The sequence below is a fragment of the Niallia taxi genome (assembly GCF_004005475.1).
Lineage (GTDB): Bacteria > Bacillota > Bacilli > Bacillales > Cytobacillaceae > Niallia > Niallia taxi.
Window position 1 is genome coordinate 38,345 of sequence record NZ_RZTZ01000002.1, and the last position, 25,956, is coordinate 64,300.

General features: G+C 38.9%; 24 protein-coding genes and 1 other annotated feature. Of the genes, 17 read left to right on the plus strand and 7 right to left on the minus strand.

Annotated elements, in window-relative coordinates; genetic code table 11:
* Positions 1-178: 178 nt before the first annotated feature.
* Positions 179-442 carry a YtzC family protein gene (locus EM808_RS05105; RefSeq protein ID WP_127736881.1) on the plus strand — a complete coding sequence of 88 codons (264 nt, stop codon included), beginning with the start codon at positions 179-181 and terminating at the stop codon, positions 440-442.
* 60 nt (positions 443-502) lie between these two features.
* On the opposite strand, the gene EM808_RS05110 is transcribed toward EM808_RS05105, so the two are convergent.
* Complete coding sequence (locus EM808_RS05110) at positions 503-1,693, minus strand: MDR family MFS transporter (protein ID WP_127736884.1); 1,191 nt, start codon at positions 1,691-1,693, stop codon at positions 503-505.
* Positions 1,694-2,067: 374 nt separating this feature from the next.
* Here EM808_RS05110 and EM808_RS05115 point away from each other — a divergent pair, with 374 nt between their 5' ends.
* The 4 genes from EM808_RS05115 (at position 2,068) to EM808_RS05130 (ending at position 7,079) form a co-directional block, all read left to right on the plus strand.
* On the plus strand, positions 2,068-3,240 hold the full coding sequence (locus EM808_RS05115; protein ID WP_127736887.1) for an amidase: 1,173 nt from the start codon (positions 2,068-2,070) through the stop codon (positions 3,238-3,240).
* A gap of 103 nt (positions 3,241-3,343) precedes the next feature.
* Positions 3,344-3,568: a binding site (T-box leader), on the plus strand.
* A gap of 71 nt (positions 3,569-3,639) precedes the next feature.
* The gene (gene leuS, locus EM808_RS05120) at positions 3,640-6,060 is read left to right on the plus strand and encodes a leucine--tRNA ligase (protein WP_127736890.1); all 2,421 of its coding nucleotides are present in this window, start codon (positions 3,640-3,642) and stop codon (positions 6,058-6,060) included.
* A 149-nt stretch (positions 6,061-6,209) separates the two neighbouring features.
* Positions 6,210-6,515: a rhodanese-like domain-containing protein gene (locus tag EM808_RS05125; protein ID WP_127736893.1), complete on the plus strand. Its 306-nt coding sequence runs from the start codon at positions 6,210-6,212 to the stop codon at positions 6,513-6,515.
* Positions 6,516-6,896: 381 nt separating this feature from the next.
* Positions 6,897-7,079, plus strand: a complete 183-nt coding sequence (locus EM808_RS05130; RefSeq protein ID WP_127736896.1) for a sporulation protein Cse60 — start codon at positions 6,897-6,899, stop codon at positions 7,077-7,079.
* Between the two features lie 31 nt (positions 7,080-7,110).
* Here EM808_RS05130 and EM808_RS05135 read toward each other — a convergent pair whose 3' ends face one another.
* Positions 7,111-8,385, minus strand: coding sequence for a BaiN/RdsA family NAD(P)/FAD-dependent oxidoreductase (locus EM808_RS05135; protein WP_127736899.1), 1,275 nt, complete (start codon positions 8,383-8,385; stop codon positions 7,111-7,113).
* A gap of 213 nt (positions 8,386-8,598) precedes the next feature.
* Here EM808_RS05135 and EM808_RS05140 point away from each other — a divergent pair, with 213 nt between their 5' ends.
* Complete coding sequence (locus tag EM808_RS05140) at positions 8,599-10,224, plus strand: putative polysaccharide biosynthesis protein (protein ID WP_127736902.1); 1,626 nt, start codon at positions 8,599-8,601, stop codon at positions 10,222-10,224.
* Positions 10,225-10,271: 47 nt separating this feature from the next.
* Positions 10,272-10,994 (plus strand): pseudouridine synthase, encoded by a 723-nt coding sequence (locus EM808_RS05145; protein WP_127737888.1) that lies wholly within the window; start codon positions 10,272-10,274, stop codon positions 10,992-10,994.
* Between the two features lie 105 nt (positions 10,995-11,099).
* Here EM808_RS05145 and EM808_RS05150 read toward each other — a convergent pair whose 3' ends face one another.
* The gene (locus EM808_RS05150; protein ID WP_127736905.1) at positions 11,100-11,321 is read right to left on the minus strand and encodes a DeoR family transcriptional regulator; all 222 of its coding nucleotides are present in this window, start codon (positions 11,319-11,321) and stop codon (positions 11,100-11,102) included.
* A 381-nt stretch (positions 11,322-11,702) separates the two neighbouring features.
* On the opposite strand from EM808_RS05150, the gene EM808_RS05155 reads away from it, so the two are divergent.
* A complete protein-coding gene (locus EM808_RS05155) occupies positions 11,703-12,938 on the plus strand; it encodes a M48 family metallopeptidase (protein WP_127736908.1) in 1,236 nt (411 codons plus the stop codon).
* A gap of 28 nt (positions 12,939-12,966) precedes the next feature.
* Here the strand turns inward: EM808_RS05155 and EM808_RS05160 are convergent, their stop codons facing one another.
* Positions 12,967-13,431: an NUDIX hydrolase gene (locus EM808_RS05160; RefSeq protein WP_127736911.1), complete on the minus strand. Its 465-nt coding sequence runs from the start codon at positions 13,429-13,431 to the stop codon at positions 12,967-12,969.
* Positions 13,432-13,714: 283 nt separating this feature from the next.
* On the opposite strand from EM808_RS05160, the gene pepV reads away from it, so the two are divergent.
* Both pepV and dat read left to right on the plus strand, forming a co-directional pair.
* The gene (gene pepV, locus EM808_RS05165) at positions 13,715-15,133 is read left to right on the plus strand and encodes a dipeptidase PepV (protein ID WP_127736914.1); all 1,419 of its coding nucleotides are present in this window, start codon (positions 13,715-13,717) and stop codon (positions 15,131-15,133) included.
* A 31-nt stretch (positions 15,134-15,164) separates the two neighbouring features.
* Complete coding sequence (dat, locus tag EM808_RS05170; RefSeq protein ID WP_127736917.1) at positions 15,165-16,022, plus strand: D-amino-acid transaminase; 858 nt, start codon at positions 15,165-15,167, stop codon at positions 16,020-16,022.
* Between the two features lie 50 nt (positions 16,023-16,072).
* Here the strand turns inward: dat and cysK are convergent, their stop codons facing one another.
* Positions 16,073-17,005 (minus strand): cysteine synthase A, encoded by a 933-nt coding sequence (cysK, locus tag EM808_RS05175; protein ID WP_127736920.1) that lies wholly within the window; start codon positions 17,003-17,005, stop codon positions 16,073-16,075.
* A gap of 238 nt (positions 17,006-17,243) precedes the next feature.
* Here cysK and thpR point away from each other — a divergent pair, with 238 nt between their 5' ends.
* The 4 genes from thpR to EM808_RS05195 all read left to right on the plus strand — a co-directional run bounded on the left by thpR (position 17,244) and on the right by EM808_RS05195 (position 22,171).
* A complete protein-coding gene (thpR, locus tag EM808_RS05180) occupies positions 17,244-17,807 on the plus strand; it encodes an RNA 2',3'-cyclic phosphodiesterase (RefSeq protein WP_164849580.1) in 564 nt (187 codons plus the stop codon).
* A 27-nt stretch (positions 17,808-17,834) separates the two neighbouring features.
* Entirely contained in the window at positions 17,835-18,824 is a 990-nt protein-coding gene (locus tag EM808_RS05185; protein WP_127736926.1) for an NERD domain-containing protein, read from the plus strand.
* A gap of 35 nt (positions 18,825-18,859) precedes the next feature.
* A complete protein-coding gene (pulA, locus tag EM808_RS05190; RefSeq protein ID WP_127736929.1) occupies positions 18,860-21,013 on the plus strand; it encodes a type I pullulanase in 2,154 nt (717 codons plus the stop codon).
* Positions 21,014-21,397: 384 nt separating this feature from the next.
* On the plus strand, positions 21,398-22,171 hold the full coding sequence (locus EM808_RS05195; RefSeq protein ID WP_127737889.1) for a phosphotransferase family protein: 774 nt from the start codon (positions 21,398-21,400) through the stop codon (positions 22,169-22,171).
* Between the two features lie 4 nt (positions 22,172-22,175).
* On the opposite strand, the gene EM808_RS05200 is transcribed toward EM808_RS05195, so the two are convergent.
* A complete protein-coding gene (locus EM808_RS05200; protein WP_127736932.1) occupies positions 22,176-22,457 on the minus strand; it encodes a YtzH-like family protein in 282 nt (93 codons plus the stop codon).
* 252 nt (positions 22,458-22,709) lie between these two features.
* Between EM808_RS05200 and trmB the strand changes: the two genes are divergently transcribed.
* Both trmB and EM808_RS05210 read left to right on the plus strand, forming a co-directional pair.
* Entirely contained in the window at positions 22,710-23,351 is a 642-nt protein-coding gene (gene trmB / locus EM808_RS05205; RefSeq protein ID WP_127736935.1) for a tRNA (guanosine(46)-N7)-methyltransferase TrmB, read from the plus strand.
* A gap of 114 nt (positions 23,352-23,465) precedes the next feature.
* Positions 23,466-24,302 carry a YtnP family quorum-quenching lactonase gene (locus tag EM808_RS05210; RefSeq protein WP_127736938.1) on the plus strand — a complete coding sequence of 279 codons (837 nt, stop codon included), beginning with the start codon at positions 23,466-23,468 and terminating at the stop codon, positions 24,300-24,302.
* A 41-nt stretch (positions 24,303-24,343) separates the two neighbouring features.
* Here the strand turns inward: EM808_RS05210 and EM808_RS05215 are convergent, their stop codons facing one another.
* Positions 24,344-24,655 carry a PepSY domain-containing protein gene (locus EM808_RS05215; RefSeq protein ID WP_127736941.1) on the minus strand — a complete coding sequence of 104 codons (312 nt, stop codon included), beginning with the start codon at positions 24,653-24,655 and terminating at the stop codon, positions 24,344-24,346.
* Positions 24,656-24,853: 198 nt separating this feature from the next.
* Between EM808_RS05215 and EM808_RS05220 the strand changes: the two genes are divergently transcribed.
* Entirely contained in the window at positions 24,854-25,927 is a 1,074-nt protein-coding gene (locus EM808_RS05220) for a M42 family metallopeptidase (RefSeq protein WP_127736944.1), read from the plus strand.
* Positions 25,928-25,956 lie beyond the last annotated feature (29 nt).

Consider the following 25,956-nt stretch of genomic DNA (forward strand, 5'->3'; position numbering starts at 1 on the left):
CACGCATAACCAAAATTTTAACATGTATCCTCTTCTTATCCAAACAAAATTCAATGGTAGTTTTTTAAAACAATTATTCAGTAAAGAAAAGGAAGTCATAAGAAGCCTAACCGCTACAGATAATATCTAGGAAGCAAATTGCTTCAAAATAGCAGGACTTGTTGGGAGGGCTATAAATTTGGCAACTCGTGATTCTATAGATGAGCTTTTGGAAAGATGTAATGCTGCAATTGGCTTTGCAGAGGAGCAGTATAAAATTTCTCAGATGCAACAGCATTATAATATTGAAGAATATACAGATGCACAATATCAGCTAGAAAATGTATTTAATGATTTGGAAACGATGGACCATAGTGCTAATGCTCAGCAAAGGGATCAGCTTTACAGAATGAGACTTCTTATTCAGGATAAGCAGAACCAAATGGCGCTCCATCTTCCTTAAGGATGTACAGTTACAAAAAATAGGGCGAATCGGGATTGTACCCCGGTTCGCCCTGTTTTTTTATGATTTTGCCACTTTCACTTTGCCGGCTTTTAATGGAACATCATAGAAATACGAAGCAATCATGCCAAGCAGCAGTAAAAATACTAATACTGGCACAAGTAATCCTATTCCATTTACATCGACAAGATAGCCTCCTAATAATGGACCTATCATTCTGCCGCCTGTTGCCGTACTGTTGATGATGCCCTGGAAGAAACCTTCCTTGCCCTTTGGAGCCAGTTTATCGGCAATTGTTGGCACTGCTGGCCATACAAGCATTTCTCCGATTGTCAGGATGATCATTGCTGCAAGGAAACCAGCGAACATTTCTGCTTGCCCAACAATAAGGAAGGAAACGATGAAAATGACCATGCCAATCAGCATCTGCATTTTAACGGAAGAGCATATTTTCTTCGTAAACAGGCTGATAAGCGGCTGACCAAACACGATGAGTCCACCGTTTACTGCCCAAAGCAGACTGTATTGTGCCAGCGGGATATTCAGCTCTTGCGTATGTGTTGAAATAGTGGCCTGCCATTGAACATAACAAATCCAGCAAAGCAAATAGCCGAACCCAAGTATGGCAAGTGCATAAAGTTTAGTGTTTCGTTGCAAGCCTTTTTGTTTCATTCTGTTCTCAGCAGTATTTGGCATACTTGGCTGAACTTGAATATTTTTATAGCTAACTAAAGCAATAAAGAAAAATACCACATACATAAATGTGTTCGAAATAAATATCCAAGTAAATGAATAGGATGCGATAACCCCACCGATTGCTGAACCTAATGCCACACCGGCGTTTTGGGCAACATAAATGCTGTTGAATGCTTTTCTGCCACCTTCTGGCCAAACATTTCCAGCCATAGCATACATGCTGGGGTAAATAATTCCAGATCCAAAGCCAGACAATGTAAAGAAGAAGCAGTAAGCTCCCCAGGCATTCCAAATGGTCAAGCCTAACAAGGCAAGAGCTGTTAAGGAAATTCCAAGGAGTATCGAAAGATAGCCTCCTAATTTATCATAAAGCGCACCACCTATTAAATTTCCGATTACACTTGCGCCAGAATTAAGCATTAAGATAAAACCGGCAACGGTAAGCGATTTTCCAAGGTGGTCATGAATATATATACTGTTTAAAGGCCAAAGCAAGGAAGAGCCAGTTACATTGACTGCCATTCCAATTACTAAAAGCCAGAGTGCTCTAGGCATATTGGTGCTCCTTTTTTAAGTTGATTTGCTACCAGAAATAAGTTTAATTCGGATTGTGTTGTCCTGCAATAGAAATAGCTTCAACATTATGAAGGCGGAAAATTGATTATTTTCTGTAAATTAAAGCGCTTACGAGCAGAAGATATAATATTTATTAATTGAATTTATTGAAAAATCACACTTCTTCAACTACAGTAGAAATAACATCTTGTGTTGATAGAAGAAATGACTGATATTTGTTTAATAAGACATGGAGAAAATACGTATTTAACAAATGCTTGTTTAAGCAATATCCATTATAGAAATCAAAAGTGGGCAATTAAGGATTATATCGTCAAACAATTACAGCTTTAATTAACGGAAGGGTGAGGAGTTTGGAGAAAGATTTTGGAGCATACGCAGATAAACAGGTTGTGCTTGAGCCAGTGAATACAGGGGAATTATCTGGTCTTAGCTTCGCAGTAAAGGATGTTTTTGCCATTCAAGGTCACAGGTCTACAGCAGGTAATCCAGATTGGCTAAAAACGCATCATGCGGCAAAAGAAACAGCACCAGCGCTTACTAGCTTGCTTCATGCAGGTGCAAGACTAGAAGGAACGACAATAACAGATGAACTTATGTACAGCTTAAATGGAGAAAACTTTCATTACGGGACACCTGTTAATCCAAAGGATCCTAAGCGAATACCTGGAGGTTCCTCCTGTGGATCAGCAGTTGCTGTTGCAGCAGGGCTAGCAGATTTTGCGATTGGAACAGACACAGGTGGGTCTGTTCGAATTCCCTCTTCCTATTGTGGAATTTATGGCATAAGACCAACACATGATATTGTCCAGATAGATGATGTTATTCCACTTTCGAAAAGCTTTGATACTGTCGGCTGGATGGCAAGGGATGCCAGTACGTTATGGAAGGTTGGGAGGGTATTAATAGAAGCGGAAGAGACTGGATCGTTCACACGTATGATTACGGCAGAGGATGCTTGGAAATTAATAGACATAGAAGCAAAAGAGGCATTGTTAACAGAACTGCATAAGTGGGATACGGATTCTATGGAACAATCCACAACCATTTTGGCAGAAGAAGGCTTGGCTGAATGGGCTGAAACCTTCCGTATGCTTCAGGGCAGGGAAATATGGCAGGAGCATGGCGAATGGATTCAGACATATAACCCTACGTTTGGTCCTGGTATTGCAGAGCGTTTTAAGTGGGCGAGTACACTGACAGATAGCGATATTTCTCCATATTTACAGAAAAGAAGTATGATAACGGAAAAAGTGGAAAAACTGCTTAAAGATGACGGTGTGTTGATTTTACCTACGGCTCCTGGTACGGCCCCATTGCTTAACCTGCCTGTCGAAGAGCTGGAGGTACGCAGAAGCAGAACATTCCAGCTTTGCTGTATTGCAGGGTTAACAGGATTACCGCAAGTTAACATACCACTTGCAGAGGTGAATGGTGTGCCAGTTGGTCTTTCGATTATTGCTGGAAAAAGACAAGACAGAAAATTGCTTAAATGGATAGCACAGCTTGAAGCAAATCGAGTGTGACCATATTTCTTTCGTAAGCATATGCTGCTTTTAACAGGAAAGTTCATGCTTAATAACTGCTTGCATCCATGAAGAAAATAACATACAATAAACAACATATAGGGCAACAGCTAGGAAAAGGAATAGTAAAGATAATTTTTTGTTGAAGAGAGCTGGCGGATGGTGCAAGCCAGTCAAAAAAAATCTTGAACTCGCCTTTGAGTTGCAAGTGTGAACTAACAGTAATGCTTGCCGTACACCGCGTTAAGGGATGAATGAAGCGAGTGATTTATTCACTAATTGTGGGTGGTACCGCGGGAGATATACATATATTCCTCTCGTCCCTATTGGGATGAGGGGATTTTTTGTTTTCTGATGAAAACAGCCCTGCGAATAGAAATTAAATAGGAGGAAATTAAGATGAGCTTTAGTCATCAAAACATAGAACAGAAATGGCAAAAGTATTGGCAACAAAATAAAACATTCAAAACAAGTGAAGATAAAGGGAAAAAGAAGTTTTACGCACTTGATATGTTTCCATATCCATCTGGAGCTGGTCTTCATGTAGGACATCCAGAAGGATATACAGCTACAGACATTCTTTCTCGTATGAAAAGAATGCAGGACTTTAATGTCCTGCATCCGATGGGATGGGATGCATTCGGTTTGCCTGCAGAACAATATGCATTGGATACAGGTAATCATCCAGCATTGTTTACAGAAAAAAACATTGAAACATTCAGACGTCAAATCAATTCATTAGGCTTCTCTTATGACTGGGACAGAGAAATTAATACAACAGATCCTGACTATTATAAATGGACACAATGGATCTTCCTTCAGCTTTTTGAAAAAGGCTTAGCGTATGTGGATGAAGTGGCAGTTAACTGGTGTCCTGCATTAGGCACAGTGCTTGCTAATGAAGAAGTAATCGACGGAAAAAGTGAAAGGGGCGGACATCCAGTTGAAAGACGCCCAATGAGACAATGGATTCTAAAAATTACTGCTTACGCTGATCGTTTGCTGGAAGATTTAGATGATGTGGATTGGCCTGAAAGCATTAAAGAAATGCAGAGAAACTGGATTGGACGTTCTGAAGGCGCGGAAGTGACGTTCCAAATTGACAATCACGAAGAAACATTCACTGTTTTCACAACAAGACCTGATACACTGTTTGGGGCAACATATGCTGTTCTTGCACCAGAGCATGCTTTAGTTGACAAAATCACGACAGCAGAACAAAAGGAAGCAGTTGAAGCATATTTAGAGAAAATTAAGAGTAAGAGCGATTTGGAAAGAACAGATCTTGCTAAAGAAAAAACAGGTGTATTCACAGGAGCTTATGCTGTTAACCCAGTGAATGGCGAAAAAATGCCGATTTGGATTGCGGACTATGTGCTTGTCAGCTATGGAACAGGAAGCATTATGGCAGTTCCTGCACATGATGAGAGAGACTTCGAGTTTGCAAAAACTTTCGGGTTGCCAATTAAGGAAGTTGTGGCTGGCGGAAATGTACAGGAAGAAGCTTATACTGGTGATGGAGCTCATGTTAACTCTGAATTCCTTGATGGGATGCAAAAAGAAGCAGCAATCACGAAGATGATTGCGTGGCTTGAAGAGAAGGGCATCGGTACAAAGAAAGTAACCTACAGACTTCGTGACTGGTTATTCAGCCGTCAAAGATACTGGGGTGAACCGATTCCAATTATCCATTGGGAAGATGGTACAATGACAGGTGTTCCTGTGGAAGAATTGCCGCTGACATTGCCTGATACTGCAGAAATTAAACCATCAGGCACTGGTGAATCACCATTGGCAAACATTTCTGAGTGGGTTAATGTTGTGGATCCAGTAACAGGTAAAAAAGGCAGACGTGAAACAAACACAATGCCGCAATGGGCAGGCAGCAGCTGGTATTATATCCGTTATATCGATCCGAATAACAGTGAAGCTATTGCAGACCCTGAAAAGCTAAAAGAATGGCTTCCAGTTGATATGTATATCGGTGGAGTTGAGCACGCAGTATTGCATTTATTGTATGCACGCTTCTGGCATAAGGTATTGTTTGATTTAGGTGTTGTTCCAACGAAAGAGCCTTTCCAAAAGCTGTTTAACCAAGGAATGATACTTGGTGAAAACAATGAAAAAATGAGTAAATCTAAAGGTAATGTTGTTAATCCAGATGAAATCGTGGCAAGCCATGGTGCAGACACACTTCGCTTGTATGAAATGTTCATGGGACCACTTGATGCTGCTATCGCTTGGTCAACAAATGGACTAGATGGTTCAAGAAGATTCCTTGATCGTATTTGGCGATTGCTTGTAGACGATAATGGAGAAATTTCCGGCAAGGTTCAAGATATCGAGGAAGCAAAAGGATTAGACAAAATCTACCACCAAACGGTGAAGAAGGTTACAGAAGACTTTGAAGGCTTGCGCTTTAATACAGCAATTTCACAAATGATGGTGTTCATTAATGAGTGCTATAAAGCAGATGTGCTACCAAAAGCTTATATTGAAGGTTTTGTGAAGCTTCTTTCTCCAATTTGCCCACATATTGCAGAAGAGCTTTGGGAAAAGCTTGGTAGCTCTGCAGGCACAATCGCATATGAAGCATGGCCTGCATATGATGAGGCAAAAATGGTAGACGATGAAATCGAAATCGTTATCCAAATCAACGGTAAAGTAAAAACAAAATTGATGGTTCCAGCAGATGCGAATAAAGATGCACTTGAGCAGATCGCAATGGAGGACAGTCAAGTGAAAGAGCAAATTGACGGGAAAACAGTTAGAAAGATCATTGCTGTACCTGGAAAATTGGTTAATATCGTAGCGAATTAATAAAAAAAAGTTCAGCCAAATAATACGGCTGGACTTTTTTTTGTCCATAAAAATATTGGGCAAGTGATTTGCATCTTTTTTTTAATTGTTCTATATTACAATGAGTAGAGTTAACAAGATAAGTAACGGTTGAATGGAGGAAACAATAAGTGGAAGATATTAAGATAATTACAACAGCAGAATTAGAAGACAAGCTAAACAAAGGGGAAAAGCTGGAGCTTGTTGATGTCCGTGAGGATGAAGAAGTAGCAGAAGGAATGATTCCAGGCGCTAAACATATTCGCATGAATGATATTCCTGAAAACCTAGACTATTTCTCACAGGATAAAGAATATATTTTTATATGCCGCTCTGGAAAAAGAAGTGAGAATGTTTGCTATTTCCTTGAAGACAAAGGCTTTAAAGTTGTTAATATGGTTGGTGGAATGCTTAACTGGAACGGCAAAACAGTGTAATTAATGGAGTCTGAGACATAAGTGTTAAGTCTAATTCAAAACCGAACTACTTAATCGTTACGGATTAATAGTTTGGTTTTTTTAGTATCGTTTTAAAACGATACTAAAAAATCTTATGGAATGGAGCAGAGGCACTCAACTACTTAGGGAAATAACCCCGCAGGCGAAGATGCGTGCGTTATGAAATGAACTAATTTCAAGGCTACTCTATTAGATAATTCCATGCACCATTGTTTCAAAGTTAGTTGGAATCATTTCGTGGTTAGATTGGTGATGTTTTGTCCACCTGTTTTTTTTCTTTCTCCTTTAAAATGTCTAAAATACTGTGAAAATGGCTACTCTTTTAATAGAATATTCTGTCATATAAGGAGAGTTGTCTAGATGATTAAAGTGAAATTATTTGACCAAGAGCATGAAAAAGACTTGGAAATGGAAATGAATAAGTTTTTGGAAAAAATAGATGAAAAGAAGCTTGTGGATATAAAGTATAATATTGCTGCATTACAAGAGGACGATGAGGAACAAATATATTGCTTCTCCTCCATGATTATTTATAAAAGCTGAACGACCTTTTGTATAGTCGTTCAGCTTTTTTTTAGTAATACGTATTCTTGGCTTCTAATGCGGCATTAACACCAGCAAGTCTTCCTGTCACAAACGCACTTGTAATGTTATACCCTCCTGTATATCCATGGATGTCCAATATTTCCCCACAGAAGAAGAGTCCAGGCATTAGCTTTGATTCCATTGTTTTCGGTGAGATTTCCTTGATTGAGACACCACCGCCAGTAACAAATGCTTTCTCCAAAGGTAATGTTCCGTTTACATTAAAAGTAAAACCTTTACATAGAGCTGCGAATTTTTTCAGCTTATCCTGCGAAATTGTCGCTCCTTGTGCAGAAGGGTCAATATCTGCCAGCTCAAGCAAAAATAGTAGATAGCGTTCTGTTAGAAAGCCTTTTAAGATATTTTTAACTGCTTTTTTTGGCTCGTCCTTAACGAGTTTGCTAATTTCCTGAAACAGTGGTTCTTCCTTTTTATCAGGGAATGAATCAATTGAAACAGGCACCTCCGCTAATTTCGTTTTCTTCAGCTCCTTCACGACAAACTGGCTACAGCGTAAAACAGCAGGACCGCTGATTCCTAAGTGAGTGAAGATCATGTCCATCTTATGTGTGATAATCGGTTTTCCTTTTTGGTTCAATACACTAAGAGCAACGGCTCTTAAAGACAAGCCTTGTAAGGTTTTGTCTTTAATGAATTTTTCGCTGGAAGTGACAGGAACCTCTGTTGGAAACAGCTCAGTAATGGTGTGCCCAGCACTTTGTGCCCAAGCATAGCCATCACCAGTTGAACCAGTATGGGGAACAGATTTACCGCCAACAGCAATGATAAGTGATTTGCACACTGCCTCTTTGCCATTTTGCAGTTGAATCGTTTTCGTGCCGTCTTGATTATATACAACATTCTTAACAGGAGTATTTGTACGAATTTCGACCTTCAGCCTGCCAAGCTCCTGTAATAAGGCATCCACAACGGACTGTGCCTTATTAGAAACTGGGAACATTCTGCCATGATCCTCTTCCTTTAAGGCAATTCCTAAATTCTCAAAAAACGCAATAATATCTTCATTATTAAAAATAGAAAAACCGCTGTACAGGAACCGGCCGTTTCCTGGTATATGCTTAATTATTTCCTCGACTGGCAGGCGATTTGTAACATTGCATCTGCCGCCACCAGAAATAGCAAGCTTACGTCCTAGCTTTTCTCCTTTATCAATTAACAGGACTTTCGCATGAGAATCGGCAGCACCGATTGCTGCCATTAATCCAGACGGTCCGCCCCCTATTACTATTACATCATATTGCATTAGTGAACCTACTTTCTTTTTTCCTATAATAGAGCTTGTTAGATAGTCTATTTTCTTTATTTGCAAGCTAAAGTAGCGTTTCTAGCCAAGAAAAGGTAAACTACTAATAGTGTTTTAAAAAAATTGCTCAGTATTACACTTAGTATCTTCATTCATTTCGTGTTAAAATAATTTGTTATGTTACATTGCAGCTTCGTTTAAGGAAGGGATTATATGTCGTCAAAATTGTTGAGAGGTACGTTTATTCTAACACTCGGAACTATGATATCAAAAGCACTGGGATTGTTCTATGTTATCCCGTTTAATATGATTGTCGGAAAAGAAGGAACTATCCTTTATCAATATTCATATGTAGCTTATACGATTGTCATCAGTATTGCAACAGCAGGGATACCTCTTGCTGTCAGCAAATTTATATCCAAATATAACGCCATGGGAGAGTATGGGGTTAGCAGGCGGCTTTTTAAGTCAGGTTTGCTTGTCATGACCTGTACGGGGGTTGTCTGCTTCCTTGCCATGTATTTCCTTGCACCATTTCTTGCAGAAATTAATATTCCTGAGGATGATTTAGACTCGAGTGTCAAGGATGTTACGACTGTTATTAGGGCAGTTAGTTTTGCTGTTATCGTCGTTCCTGTCATGAGCTTGATTCGCGGCTTCTTTCAAGGACATGAATCTATGGGGCCGTCTGCTGTATCTCAGGTTGTAGAGCAGATTGTGCGGATTATTTTCATGCTTGCTGGAGCAGCTGCCGTTTTGTACATTTTCAAAGGCGATATTGTTACTGCAGTTAGCATATCGACATTTGCTGCATTTGTCGGTGCGATAGGCGGTCTTGCCGTTCTTATCTATTATTGGGTTAAAAGAAAAAAACATTTTAACTCTATGCTTGACGAAGATAAACAACAAATTACAGATATATCATTAGGTTCCATGTACAAAGAGATACTCATTTCGGCAGCACCATTCGTTTTCGTCGGAATAGCGAATCCGCTCTTTCAATTTATCGATACGATAACCTTTAACCGTGCTATGGCTGTTGTCGGGTTAAGTGCTGTTTCAGAAACACAATTAAATGCATTTAATTATCAGACACATAAAATTGTCATCATACCTGTGTCGTTGGCAACAGCTTTTTCGATGACACTCGTACCGATGATAACAAGAGCATTTGTTAGTGGAGATCAAAAGTCTGTTAATCATAATTTAAATCAGGCATTTCAAATATTATTATTTATTACATTGCCGGCAACAATAGGATTATCGGTGTTGGCTGAGCCGGTTTACCGTCTGTTTTACGGGACAACAGATTTGGCTTTAGGAACAGAGGTACTGCGGTTATATGCACCAGTTGCGATTCTTTTCTCTCTGTATGCCGTTACTGCTGCGATTCTTCAAGGGATAAACGAGCAGCGATTTACTGTTTTAAGTCTTTTAGTGGGATTATTAGTCAAGCTGAGCTTAAACATGCCGCTAATTGAAAGATGGGAAGCGAATGGAGCTATATTGGCAACAGCATTAGGTTACAGTGCTGCTATCATCATTAATATCTTTGTTATTAAGGTATTTGCACAATATCCGTTTAGGCTCGTGCTGCGAAGAAGTGTGCTTATAATCGGCTTCACGTTTCTAATGTATGTTGGGGCAGAAATAGTGTATAAACTGCTTGGTTTGTTTTTAAAGCCAGAATCAGTTATTTCATCCCTGCTTATGGTCGGAATTGTTGGGTTAGCCGGCGGTTTGCTTTATATCTATTTAGCATATCGCTCCAAGCTTGTGTACCTATTATTAGGAGAACGGGCAGCATCTATCAAAAGGAAGCTGAGGCTGCCATTTTAATATAAGGTAAAAGATTAAAGAAACGGATGGCAAGAAGAATGAAAAAAATGAGAATTGATAAACTGCTTGCCAATTTAGGATTTGGCAGTAGAAAAGACGTAAAGTCACTGTTGAAAAGCAAGGCTGTTAAGGTCAATGATGAGGTTATCAAGGATGCGAAGCAGCAGGTTGATCCAGAAAATGATGTTATTACATTACATGGAGACGTGGTGGAATACAAGGAGTTCATTTATTTAATGATGAACAAGCCGCCAGGTGTCATTTCAGCCACAGAGGATACGCGAGAGGAGACAGTCGTTGATCTGCTTGAGATTGAGGATGCTGTCTTTAATCCATTTCCTGTTGGAAGGCTGGATAAGGATACGGAGGGACTATTGCTGCTGACAAATGACGGAAAGCTGTCCCACCGTCTGCTTTCACCGAAAAAGCATGTGCCGAAAACGTATTTTGCTGTCATTAAAGGGGTCGTAACAGAAGAAGATATCGAGTCCTTTAAAAAGGGAGTAATGCTTGATGATGGCTATGTAACAAAGCCAGGTGATCTTGTCATCTTGAAGTCTGGAGAAACGTCAGATATTGAGCTGACTATTTCAGAAGGCAAATTCCATCAAGTAAAAAGGATGTTTGAGAGTGTCGGCAAAAAAGTCATGTACTTAAAACGTATGTCCATGGGACCACTGGAACTCGACGAAACATTGGAATTAGGAGAGTACAGGGAGCTTACAACAGAAGAAATAGACATGCTTCTACAATATGAAGTAAATGAATAGCAGCTGCAACATAAAAAAACGCCAAACACTTGTTTTGGCGTTTTTTTATGAATACACGATTTTAGATTAGTATATTTCTCAATAATTAATCTGCTTGTTTGAAGCTTAAGAAGTCATTTTCACTTTTTTTCTGGTTGTTGTCCATTTTCCACGACTAGGGCTTTTAACCAAGTCGTTATAAGCTAACACATTCAAATCCCTTTGAATCGTTCGAGGAGTAATACCAAATTCCTCCACTAGCTCTTGTGTTGTTACTGTTCCACGCTTACTAATAAACATGTAGACGGATTTGATACGGTTTAACATCCGGTTAGTTGAAGGTTTCAATAAACCACTCCCTATCCTTTTTTCAAACCTTTGGCAAATTCCTACGACCGACAGCTTATTTGAAGATTTGTTCTTCAAGCGTATGTAATTTTCTTTTTTACAGACAACTCCTTTTCAAATGGCTAATAGTGAACAATAATGAACTCATATAAATATTGTATCCCTATTTACTTTTTAATTCTACATTATTTAATTAAATTTACAAAATATTTGATTATTAATGTATAAATATACCACCTCCTGATTAACTTGCTTAGTTTATCATATGGTACAAACTGATAATTTTATGATAATAATTTTATTGAAAAGGAATAAAATTGTTTATTTGTACTTTTATTACCATTATAATCTAGTAAATAAACATGATGGAGGATTAGTCATTTGGATAACATAAGAAAAGAACAGCTTGTCCATCCAAGAGAGAATATTTATTTTGTACTCGTATTGCTGGTCAGCGTTGGAACGTTAATCTTGTTGCTTTTTTCGGTTATTGGCATTATTCTTTTTGCGGTATTTACAGCAATCATGCTGTTTCTTCATGCACTTTCCATGGGAGGTATTAGAAGAAATGGCGTTAAACTAAGCGAAAAACAATTTCCAGAGCTATATGCACAGGCGATTGGCATTGCCAAGGACCTTGGCTTAAGCAAGCTCCCGGATATTTACATATTGGAATCAGAAGGGATGCTTAATGCATTTGCGACTAAGTATGTACGCAGGAACATGGTCGTGTTATATTCCAGTATTTTTGAAATGGTTGATAAAGAAGCAGAAAAGGAAGTAATGTTCATCCTGGCACATGAGTTTACTCATTTAAAACGAAAACATGTCCATTTTGGATTTTTCCTATTGCCGGCACTGTATATTCCTTTCCTGGGAAATGCGTATATGCGAGCATGTGAATACACTTGCGACAGAACAGCAGCCTATTATGTACAATCCTTTGATGCAGCAAAAAATGCACTCACAATGCTCGGGATTGGCACGACACTTTATAGAAAAGTTAATAAAGAAGCATATATGGAGCAACTTGAGAAGGAAAGCGGCTTCTTTGTATGGTTTAATGAAAAGCTATCGACACATCCTCATTTGCCAAAAAGGATTTATGCAATTGAGTCTTTTTACAATGCGGAGGGTGTACAGCCCTTGAAGGAATCCAAGAAGGGGCTATGGATAGGTATTGGTTTATTTGCAGCGGCTTGCCTTGTTTCCATTGGATTAATTATCGCTGTTATTGCCGGAATTACAGCTTTTATTGAGAAATCAAACATTATTCCGTATCTAGAATCAGAACTGCCAGCGGGATATGGAGATGCTGATGATCTTTATTATGGAGGATATACAGAGCTTCATGAAGCAGCATACAATAATGATATAGAGACAGTCAGTACCTTACTTGAAAGCGGGGCAGACCCGAATTCACAGGATGATGAAGGATATACACCACTTATGTCTGCTATTGATGGAGGATCAAATCCTGAACTTTTAAAACTTTTACTGTTTAACGGAGCCGATGTTACATTACAGGACGCATATGGCTACACAGCTTTTGACTATGCAGAGAGTTATGGAGATGAAGAAACAATTAGTCTGCTAGAAAGTTATCTATATCAATAAAAGGTAAGCGGCTGGATTATCCAGCCGCTTATGTTTTATTCTCAGATAATGCGAAATAGTCCTGCAAAAATTTCCTGTGGCTGCCGACCATTTTCTCAGGAAGATTGTCCTTGCTAAAGAACGCAAGTGTAAAGCCCTCATCCTTGTTTACTTGGATTTGCCCACTATACTGCTTTGTATAATAGGCGGCTGTAACCGAATAAAACGGATCACCGTTTGCTGCAACCGTGTAGAATTCTTGGCCAGAATAAATGTTTAACAGCTCGAGCTCTTCAACGCTTAAGCCTGTCTCTTCAAAAACCTCGCGTTTTGCCGTCTCCACCGTGCTTTCTGCCAATTCCATCAGACCGCCAGGGAGTCCCCATACTTTATGTGGATGGGTTCTTTCCTGCAAAAGGACCTTGTTGTTGTTGTCAGCAATGATGACAACCGCTCCAACGAGTATAAGTGGCATTTTGCCAACCTTTTGCCGCAATTCCTCGATATATCCCATGTCCTCATTCCTTTCCTTGCTTTTTTCCTATTTTACAGGAAGATTCTTAAATCATAAAATTTTTTCCTGATTGTGTGGAAAAGAGATGGAAATGTACAAAATAAGAAGGGACCAGCATTTCTTTAACTAGTACTTGTCTTTTATTGATAAGAAGTAGAGAGATTATGGTAAAATATTTTTATGCAACTTGATACAATAGGATGTAATTTCAAAAGCAATAAGAAATCCATCCTTATAACGAGCAAAAGCATATTGGTTCAATATGTTAAGGAGGCAAGGGTTAGTGAAAGCATTAGATTGGTTAAAAGAAGTGCATATTCGTAAAGAGGACTTCATTCATGACTTACAAGGATTGCTGCAAATAAAAAGTGTATTGGATGAAGAAAATGCTACAAAGGATGCTCCGTTCGGTAAAGGGGTTAAGGAAGCTTTGACGTATATGCTGGAGCTTGGCAAAAAAGACGGATTTGCAGAGAAGAATGTCAAGAACGTAGCCGGTCATGTTACATTTGGCTCAGGAGATGAAAGCATCGGTATCCTTTGCCATGTGGATGTCGTGCCGGAGGGGGACGGCTGGACAAGCGATCCTTACAGTGCGGAGATCCGTGACGGGAAAATATATGCAAGAGGAGCCTTGGATGATAAGGGTCCAACAATGGCTGCTTACTATGCAATGAAAATAATAAAAGAACTTGATCTGCCGATTACGAAGGAAGTCAGAATGATTATTGGCACGGATGAAGAAAGTGATTGGCGATGTGTAACAACTTATTTTGAAGAAGAAAAAATGCCTACAATGGGCTTTGCTCCAGATGCAGACTTTCCCATTATTTATGCCGAGAAGGGCATTTCAGATTTTGATATAGTCCAATCACTGGACAAAAAAGAGCAAGGCAAATCAGGTAAGGTGGAAATGGTTGCGTTCTCTTCTGGCAGAAGATACAATATGGTCCCGGATTTTGCCGAAGCAAGGCTTCATGTCGGTGTTGACCAAACAGAAGTGATTCAACGTTTCCAAGAGTATTTAAGCAAGGAAAAGGCAAAAGGCCGATACATAGTTGACGCAGGTAATCTCGTTCTGGAAATGGAGGGAGTGTCTGCACATGGATTAGAGCCGAAAAATGGTGTTAATGCAGGATTGAAGCTTGCTTCCTTTTTAGCTGAATTAGACCTTGATGAAACTGCAGCAGCTTACTTCCAATTTGTGAAGAGCTATTTTGAGGATGATTCGAGAGGACATAAGCTGGGGATAGCTTATAATGATGATATAACTGGAGATTTGACATTAAATGTTGGCATTCTTCATTATGATCAGCAAAACGGCGGGAAATTAGGTTTAACATGCCGCTATCCTGTAACAAATAAAATCGAGGAAACAAAAGCTGTTTTAGATGAACTGCTTGCCGAAAAAGGCTTTTCCATCGATCATTTTACTAATTCGAAGCCACATCATGTTGATAAGAACTCTGAACTGATTAAAACATTGAGTAAAGTGTATCTTGAACAGACTGGTGAGGAAGCTAAGTTAATTTCTATTGGGGGAGGAACATATGCAAGGTCACTTGAAAATGGCGTTGCATTCGGACCACTGTTCCCAGGAAGAGAGGATATTGCTCATAAAAAGGATGAGTATATGTATATTGAGGACTTGCTGAAGGCTATTGCGATTTATGCCCAAGCAATTTATGAGCTTGCTAAATAAAAATTAGAACAATATATAAGGGGGAGAGAAAATGAGTATTGTATGGATGAATGGAGCGTTTATAGACAGATCTGAAGCAAAGGTAGATATTGAAGATAGAGGCTACCAGTTCGGTGACGGCATATATGAAGTAATAAGGGTATATAATGGACAGCTGTTTACTGCAAATGAGCATCTTGAACGTCTGCTTGGCAGTGGAGACAAATTAAGCATACAAATTGGTTATTCTGTTGAAGAGTTTAAAGGTCTGCTTGAGCAGCTTATTGAAAAGAATAATCTGGAAACTGGTATAGTTTATATGCAGGTCACAAGAGGCGTAAATTCGAGGAACCATGCATTTCCTGCAGAGGATACTCCTCCAACGTATATTGCCTATACGAAAGAAGTAGCAAGGCCAACTGAGCAGCTTGATAATGGCGTTACAGCTATAACTGTTGAGGATATTCGCTGGTCAAGATGTGATATCAAAAGCTTGAACCTGCTTGGAAATGTGATTGCAAAGCAAAAAGCGACAGAAGCTGACTGCTATGAAAGCATTCAATATCGGGACTTGACTGTAACGGAGGGCAGCTCTTCTAATATTTGGATTATTAAAGATAATGCCGTAAAAACACATGAGGCTAATCAGTTTATCTTAAATGGTATTACAAGACAGAAGATAATTGAGCTATGTCAGGGAAATGACATAGAGGTGGTAGAAGCAGCATTTACAATTGAAGACCTAATAGATGCTGATGAGGTATTTTTATCAAGCACAACGGCAGAAGTAATGCCGATCATTTCCATTAACAATGTGCCAGTTGGAAGCGGAGAAATTGGTCCTGTAGCAAGAAAGCTGCAGCAGCTATTCCAGGACGCAATTGAACGGGAATGCAACCAATTAGCATAAACTGCATACAAACAAAACAATCCCTCCCGCAGCAGCGGAGGGATTGTTTGTTAATCAAATGCAAACACATCACTAGATAAATATCTTTCACCAGTGTCGCAAACGATAAAGACAACAACATCATCTGGTGACAGTTCCTTTGCAACTTGGACAGCAGCATAGCAAGCTGCACCTGAAGATGGACCTGCTAATATTCCTTCTTCAAGGGCCAATCTTCTTGTGAATTCATATGCCTCTTCATCTTTGACTAAGTGAATTTTATCATATACGTCTTGGTTTAAGATATCTGGAATAAATCCAGGACTTGTTCCAACAAGCTTATGCTTGCCAGGCGCTCCTCCAGAAAGAACAGGAGATCCGGCAGGCTCTGCAACATGCACTCGTATGTCAGGAAATGCTGCCTTCAAAACTTCACCAGTTCCGGTAATTGTACCGCCAGTTCCTGCTGTTGCCACAAATGCAGCCAAAGGTTTATTGAGCTCTGTCATTGCAGCGATTATTTCTGGAGCTGTCGTTTTTCGGTGTGCTTCAGGATTATGATTGTTGCTAAATTGCATTGGTACAAAGGAGTTTGGAATCTGTTTTTGCAGTTCTATTGCTTTTCTGATACTGCCAGGCATTTTTTCGTCTCCTGGTGTCAGGACAACCTCAGCTCCGTATGCTTTTAAGATGTTGATTCTTTCTTTTGTCATTGTGTCTGGCATAACAAGAATTGCTCGATATCCCTTAGCAGCTGCATTCATCGCCAAGCCAATACCAGTGTTCCCGCTTGTCGGCTCGATTATCGTCGCCCCAGGCACAAGCTTGCCTTCTCTTTCGGCAGCCTCAATCATGCTAAAAGCAGCTCTGTCCTTCACACTTCGGCTAGGGTTGAAATATTCCAGTTTTGCGTAAATAGCAGCACCATTACTTTCTGAAATGCGGTTAAGTCGGACTAATGGTGTGTCTCCAATAAGTTCAGTTACAGATTGATATATTTTCATTGTTATTTCCTACTTTCTTTTTTCTAGAAATGAATAAAATTGCCGATAGATGGTGATTGCTGATAAGGTAAAAGTTTTTAAACCTTATGTTTCCTGAGCAATAAGATTAAAATCAAGTGAAAAGGATATATAATAACAATATATTTCTTTTCTAAAAGGACTTTTTACAAATATTTAATAGTATTATAGCTATAATTGCCCATAAAAAAAATAATTTACTTTTAAAAGGATGCTCTTAATGACAATGAACACACATTATTTTTTAGCAATTGGCTTGCCGGAAGCTGCCAGACAACAGATAGAAGATAAAAAAGCAATGCTTCAAGCAGCATTCCCCTTTAAAAAATGGGTGCATCCACAAGATTATCATTTAACGTTAGCGTTTTTAGGTAATGCGCCAGAGGAACAGAGAAGTGAGCTTACGGAAATTTTGGATAATGCTTTGAATAATACAGAGAAATTTACTTTAAATATCGATAAAGTAGGTGTATTTGGAAACGAAGCAAGTCCGCGGATTTTCTGGCTTGGAGTGGACGAGAATCCATCTCTATTCAAGCTGCAAGAGAATGTGTATGCGTATTGCAAGCAAGCTGGCTTTACATTAGAAAAAAGGCCATTCCATCCGCATATTACCCTTGCGAGGAAATGGGCTGGACAAGAGAGTTTTCAAGCAGACAGGCTTGCTTTAGAATCTCCATTTGTGGAAGAGATGGTTTCATTTGATGTAAGTCAATTTTCATTATTTCAAACACATTTAGATAAAGAACCTAAATATGAAGCAATATATACAAAAAAATTATAAGTACAGGTGTTTTTAGGGGGAAAAGCTTTGGCACAATTAATTAAGCTAAAAGACTACATATCACGCTATCAGCAAAATATACTACTATATCCGTCTCGCTTTGTCCGTCTGAAGAAGCAAAAATGGGAAGGAGTCAAAAGTGCGTTTGACTCAAAAGATATGCAAATATTTTATGAAAATCCAGATTTGACAGAATATCTACCAGAAGAAAAGGAATCTATCTTTCTTAAAATCAGAGGGATGATGAATCGAAAAACAAAGGATGAAGAAAGCCTTCTGCTTTTTCCGGCTATCGTTAAAGAAGAAGAGGAAGACAAGGAGGAGCAACTATTTTCCTTTGATTATAAAGCAAATGAATATAATGAACCGAAAAGCTTAGAGCAGTTGAAGCTGCAGTTTTTGAATCAGCTTTTCCAATTTCAAATGAAATGGGCGAGCTCGACGCTGACAGAAAAGTCAACTGTTAAGAAAGCATTTTATTATGATGATTTGCTGAAATATTTTTTGCAGCGATTTCCAGACACGTATCTGGTCCTTTATAAACCAGTTTTCTTGTTGAAAAACGCGCCAATTGAGGTAGAGACAATCCTTGTAACGCCAACTGCAGTTTGGTGTATTACTGTATTGGAAGCAGAAGATTCCGCTGTCTTTGTTGGTTCAAATGAAAAATTTTGGGTAAAGAAATACAATAGCAAAGAAAAAAAGATTTTAAGCCCGGTTATTGCACTGAACCGAACAGAAAAAATAATTCGAGGTATTTTTGACAGACATGATGTAACATTGCCTATTCAAAAAGCCATTTTAACAAGAAATGGCTATATCGATTATCCAACAATACCTTACGATTTGAAAATCATCGAGAAAAGAAACTATGATGAATGGTTCCAGATGATGAGAAACAACCAATCACCGATTAAGGCGATCCAGTTAAAAGGGGCCGAAAGTCTTTTGCAATATTGTTTGACAACCTCTGTAAGAAGATATGATTGGGATTCTACAGGAGATGAGGAGTCTTGATTAATAATTGAAACAGAAGAAGGAGTGGGGAATTCATGCTGTCCATAAAGAGAGATTATTATGCTTACTTAGATGAGCTTTCTGTTATAACCATACTGCTTCCATATATGTATCATGGCGGTGAAGCTAATGCTTTTACAGTTCAGGGAGATGAAGGTTCTATTAGTTTAACAATCAAGGCGAAGGAAACGGTACAGCAGTATGCTAAATACACTTGTATTTCCTCCGTGAAGTTAGATGCAGGCAAAAGCTATAAAATCATTGATAATCACAATGGCAGTACTGATTTGCAAATTGGTGCGGTAATAAGGACAAAAGAATTTGATGAGCGTTACTTTTATGAAGGTCCGCTTGGCATTCAATACAGTACGGAAAAGAGCAGTTTTTACTTATGGGCGCCTACTGCCCAACAAGTGAAGCTAGTCTTGCAAAATCCCCACGATCATACACGCAGTGAAATACCGATGAGCAGACAAGACAAGGGAGTTTGGACAACAGAACTAGAACAAAATGTAGATGGTTTTCACTACACATATTTAGTTCTTATTAATTTGGAATGGAGAGAGGCGGTTGACCCATATGCGGTTGCTGTGAGCGTCAACGGTGAAAAAGGCGTCATTGTTGATTTAGGGAAGACAAAAACAGTGAAGCCCATCCTTCCTGACCTGCCTTCTCCTGTTGATAGCATCATTTATGAAACACATATCCGCGACTTTACGATACATCCAAACAGCGGTGCTGATAAGAAGGGAACATATCAAGGGGCTGCTCAGCTTGGTACGAAAACAAGCACAGGTGAAAGTACAGGGCTTTCCTATGTGAAGGAGCTGGGAGTAACACATCTCGAGTTATTACCTGTCCATGACTTTGAGGAAGTTGACGAGCTAAACGTCTTTAAAAGATATAACTGGGGGTATAATCCTTCCCATTTCAATGTGCCAGAAGGCAGCTATTCAACTGATCCGACAAATCCATATGCGAGGATTATGGAATTGAAGCAGCTTATCCATGCTGTCCAAGAGCAAGGGATAAGAGTTATTATGGATGTCGTCTACAATCATGTGTACAAAAAAGAAGATTCTCCATTTGAGAAAATCCTCCCAGGATACTTTTTTCGCTATGATGGCAACGGGATGCCTGCCAATGGCACAGGTGTTGGCAATGATATTGCGTCAGAACGCTTAATGGTTCGGAGATATATTCATGATTCGGTTCGGTTTTGGCTAGACGAATATCAGGTGGATGGATTCCGCTTCGATTTAATGGGAATATTGGATGTTGTGACAATGCGAGGTGTTCGTGAAATTTGCGATAATACGGACAAAGATATCCTTGTATTTGGAGAGGGATGGAATTTACAAACGCCGCTTCCAGATGAAGAAAAGGCGATTATTAGCAACCAAGAAAAGCTGCCGCGGATTGGGCAATTCAATGATCAGTTTCGTGACCAAATGAAAGGAAGCACATTTGACTTGAAAAACAGTGGATTTGCTTTAGGGAATGGTAGCATGCCAAATGTGCAAGATCTGTTAACAGGCAGCATTGGCTTAACGGATGATAAGGCTGGAATGTTTATGGAGCCAATTCAGACGATAAATTATGTGGAATCACATGATAACTATACACTCTGGGATAAAATCGAAGCGTGCTTTCCAGATATAGAGGATGCTCATAAACGTAAAAAGCATGTGCTTGCTACTGCACTTGTTTTACTCAGTCAGGGGGTTCCATTCCTGCATAGCGGTCAGGAGTTCTTCCGAACGAAATATGGTGTGGAAAATAGCTACAAATCACCTGATGAAATTAACAGGCTTGATTGGGACAGAAGAGATGCATTCCTTGACAATGTCCAATTTATAAAAGATTTAATTCAACTGCGAAAATCTTTGGCTGCACTCCGTTTGCAAAGTGCAGACCTAATAAGAAAACATGCAAGCATTAAGTTTCATTCTCCTTTATTTGTTGAATATACTTTAAGTGAAGTCGGCAGTTATGGAGACTGGGAAACTTTGCACATCCTCATTAATGCAGACATTGAGCATCAGAAAATAGATCTTCCAGAAGGTGAATGGAAGCTGCTCTTAATGAAAGATAAAGTATATCTGCATGATTTTCCAGATGTAGAAGAAAATGTAGATATTTATCACACTAGCATAACAATTATTGGTAAGAAAAAAGCTGCAGGCTGAACAGCCTGCAAGTAAATTTTTGAAAAATAATATTATATTGCAGATACACTTGACTAAAAAACCAAATAAGAGATAATATTTAATGTGATAGCTATTGTTGTCAGTTCCTGATTGTAATAGCTCTCTTTTTTTATAACAAAACATTATTTAAGATACATTGTTTTTTTATAAGCATAGTATTATTTTTGTACTATGTCCTTTTCTGTTTATTATGGCAATTTATATGATGATTAATATTCCATTTATCGCGTAAAAACGCTAAGAATAATAGTTAGAACGAATCAATCTGTTTGTTCATCCTACAAAAAATAGGGATACAAAAAGTTCAAACAAGAATGACTCATCCTAAAATCATGGAGCAATATATATAGTAGGTGAACAATGTTGGAACATTTATTAGGACAAGATTGGGAAATAACCCCTGCAGGCGGGGAAACAGGAGAAGCTTTTTTCGCTCAAAACAATGGCCAGAAGCTATTTTTGAAGAGAAACTCTTCTCCGTTTTTAGCCGTTTTGTCTGCAGAAGGAATTGTCCCAAAACTTGTTTGGACAAAAAGATTTGAGAATGGGGATGTATTTACTGCACAGCAGTGGCTTATCGGCAGAGAGTTCAGCCAATCTGATATGACAGATGACAGGGTTGTTATGCTGCTGAAAAAGATTCATACATCTAAACCATTATTGGAAATGCTGAAAAGGCTTGGGAAAACAACACTGATGCCGAATATGATTCTTGCAGTCATTAAAGCAGAATTGGATGAAGAGCTGACTAGTAACGAAACAATTACGAAGTCTATTGCCTTTTTAGAAGAAAATATTCCATTTATAAAGAGCGAAGAAGAAGTTGTGTGTCACTGTGATGTTAATCATAACAACTGGCTGCTTTCAGAAGACAACCAGTTGTATTTAATCGATTGGGATGGTGCGATGATTGCAGATCCAGCAATCGATTTAGGAATGCTTCTTCACTGGTATATCCCAAAATCAGAATGGACAGAATGGCTTGAAAAGTATGGGTTTGAACTGACAGACAGCCTCATGCTTCGCATGAAGTGGTATGTGGTTGCCCAAACCCTTAATTCTATCCAATGGTATAAAAAGAAATCCCGTTATCATGAGATGGAAAAGTGGATACAGTTCCTAAATGACTTGGATTAATTATTTAGCCTGAAAAGCCATTAATGCCGTCAACCCATTGGGACAGCTGCTCTTGAGAGGACTCAATGTGATTGTTTAAATTGCTTGTGTGAATCCCTCTCTGGCTGTACTGGCTTATTTCCTCCAGAATAGGAAGAATATTTTGGTCAATATTGCCGTTGACCTTTAAGGAAGTCACAAGACGTTCAAGTTGTTCACATTCAGACACAGAACCACAGCAGTCTTCTTGATGGTTGCTTAAAATGTCCGTTAATAAACCTAATTGGTGTTCATGTGTAAGTGGCATCTAGTTGCACCCTTTCTTTTAGGTTTCTTTAAAAATAAGATTTTTGGGTCAAATACCAGTAAAGGAATTCACTAATAGGTTGTGAATTCTTTTTTTTCTTTATACTTTATTTGCATTTGAAAAATTACCCTGTCTAATTTGTTATAATTGGGGCAAGTTTGCAAAAAGAAAAGAGTATTGCATGATAGCCTTAAGAATGTTATTGTTTGATGGATATATGTAAAGGATATATGTTAAGAAGGAGTGTCACCAATGCGATTAAGACATAAACCATGGGCGAAGGACAAGCTGCTAGCATATCCTCAATATGCTGTCCAGCATCCTGAAGAGTGGAAAGGAAAATGGGATCAAGCGTTCAGCGGTAAAGGACCCATTCATATAGAAGTAGGTACAGGTAAAGGCAGATTTATTACAGAAATGGCGAAAGCAAATCCGCATATTAACTACATCGGAATTGAATTGCAAGAAAGTGTTATTGTTGCAGCATTAGACAGGGTAATTGAAGCAGAAGTCCCAAATTTAAAGCTAATGAATTTGGATGCATCAAAGCTGACTGACTATTTCCTAAAAGGGGAAGTTGAGCGCGTCTATTTGAATTTTTCTGATCCATGGCCAAAAACAAGACATGAAAAGAGAAGGCTTACGTTCAAGACCTTCCTAAAATCCTATGAGGAAGTGCTTATCCCAAATGGTGAAATTCACTTCAAAACAGATAATCAAGGCTTGTTTGAATACTCGCTGCGAAGCTTTTCTGAGTATGGAATGCTGCTGAAATTTGTCAGCCTTGACCTTCATAATAGTGATTATGAAGGAAATATTATGACAGAGTATGAAGAGAAGTTTTCCTCACGCGGAAGCAGAATTTTCCGTAGTGAAACACAATTTAAATCATGATTTAAAAGAGACTATGCCAAGGGCTAGTCTCTTTTTTTGATGCTATATTCTTATACTTCTTAGTAAAATCGAATATAATTTTAATTAACGACAATTCTTAGGAGGTATGCTTGCATGAACAGTTTAAAAATAGGGGAAATTACGTTGACATGGTTAAATGGCGGCAATACTAAAATGGATGGCGGAGCCATATTTGGGGTTGTGCCAAAGCCGTTATGGTCAAAAAAATATGAGTCCAATGAGCTAAACCAAGTTAATCTGCCAAGTGACCCGATATTTTTTGAATATGCTGGAAAGCGAATTCTTGTTGATGCAGGAATCGGAAATGGCAAATTGACTGAAAAACAAAAGCGTAATTATGGTGTGGATGAAGAATCCTCACTAGAAGAAAATCTACGCAAACTCGGAGTTTCTCCTCAGGATATTGATTATGTGCTGATGACACATTTGCATTTCGATCATGCTAGCGGACTGTCCAAGCTAGAAGCTGGCGAGCTTGTATCCATATTCCCAAATGCAGAAATTATTACGTCAAATCAAGAATGGACAGAAATGAAGAATCCGAATATACGCTCGCGCAATACATATTGGGAACAAAACTGGAGACCAATTGAAAGCCAAGTGAAAACCTTTGAACAAAAGTGGAGTATGGGTCCAATTAAGCTTGTTCACACGGGAGGACATAGTAACGGACACTCTATTCTTATCATAGAAGATGGTGGAGATATTGCTATTCATCTGGCGGATTTGCTGCCAACTCATGCACATCATAATGTGCTGTGGGTGACAGCATACGATGATTACCCAATGACATCTATTGAAGAAAAACAGAAATGGATTAACTGGGGGATTGAAAACGATGCTTGGTTCACATTTTATCATGATGCAGTCTATCGTGGTGTAAAATGGAACGCTAAAGGCGAAATAAAGGAAGCAGTGAAACGGGATTAAAATATCCATTGCTAGTATCTTTAGCAATGGACTATGTATAATTAGATTTCATAAATATCGAGCAGATCACCTGTCTTGCTATCTGCCAGAAATTCATAGGATTGATTTATTCCCTCATTCAGTCTTGTGATGCCCCCGCGATAAATCAGGTGTGTGGAATTTGCTGTTTCATATGGTTCCTTTTGCATATTAATCCAGCTGCCCGAAATTGGTCCTTGCTCTTTAAATGCAGCTTTAACCAATTTAAGAACACGGTCACTGGAGATGGAATAGTTTCTTGAAATTATTTCCTTTGTTGCATAGCTTGTTGCAAAACCTACTGCCGCTCCTGCCAATAACGTTTTCCAGTTCATATCTTTGCTCCTTTCTAATCTGTTTATTATTATAGCCAAAATAGCAGAGATAAGTGAAATAAAACAAAAAAACGCCATAATTTCACGATTGAACAATAAAGAAGAATATTGCAATTGTTATGTATATTGGTAGCGATAATATTAATATTTCGATAAAATAAATAAATACATAATTTTTAAAAAAAGAGGAGCATTACAATGAACGAGCAAACAATGGATTTATTCCGTACATTGACAGAATTACGAGGTATTGCAGGAAATGAGCATGAAGTAAGAAACTTTATGCGCACAGAGCTTGAAAAATACAGTGATGAAATAGTCCAAGACAATCTTGGCAGTATTTTTGGTGTGAAAAAGGGTACAGGAGAAGGGCCAAAGGTAATGGTTGCTGGACATATGGACGAAGTTGGTTTTATGGTAACTTCTATTACAGAAAACGGGATGATTCGTTTTCAGCCAATTGGAGGCTGGTGGAGTCAAGTGCTGCTTGCCCAACGAGTGCAAGTGATGACAGATAATGGTCCGATAATCGGGGTAATTGCTTCCATTCCTCCACATTTGCTTGATGACGCACAACGTAGCAAACCGATGGATATCAAAAACATGCTTATTGATATTGGTGCTGATGATAAAGCAGATGCTGTGTCAATCGGCATCAAGCCAGGACAGCCAATTGTTCCGATTTGCCCATTTACTCCAATGGCAAATAAAAAGAAGATTATGGCGAAGGCGTGGGATAACCGCTATGGATGTGGGCTTGCTATTGAGCTGCTGAAGGAGCTTCAAGGGGAACAGCTGCCTAATACCTTATATTCTGGTGCGACAGTACAAGAAGAGGTTGGACTGCGCGGAGCACAAACGGCAGCCAATATGATTCAGCCTGACATATTTTATGCATTGGACGCAAGCCCTGCTAATGATACTTCTGGTGACAAAAATCAATTTGGCCAATTAGGAAAAGGTGCTTTGCTTCGTATATATGATCGTACAATGGTGACACATAGAGGAATGAGAGAATTTATCCTTGATACGGCGGAGAGCAATAATATTGCTTATCAGTACTTCATCTCACCAGGCGGAACAGATGCAGGGCGAGTGCATACTTCAAACGAGGGTGTGCCAAGTGCTGTCATCGGTATTTGCTCCAGATATATTCATACTAGCGCATCTATCATTCATGTAGATGACTATGCAGCAGCAAAAGAGCTTGTTGTGAAGCTTGTGAAAGCAACAGATAAAACGATGGTGGATTCCATTAAAGCAAATGTGTAATAGATAACCAAAGAGACAGATTTCACTGT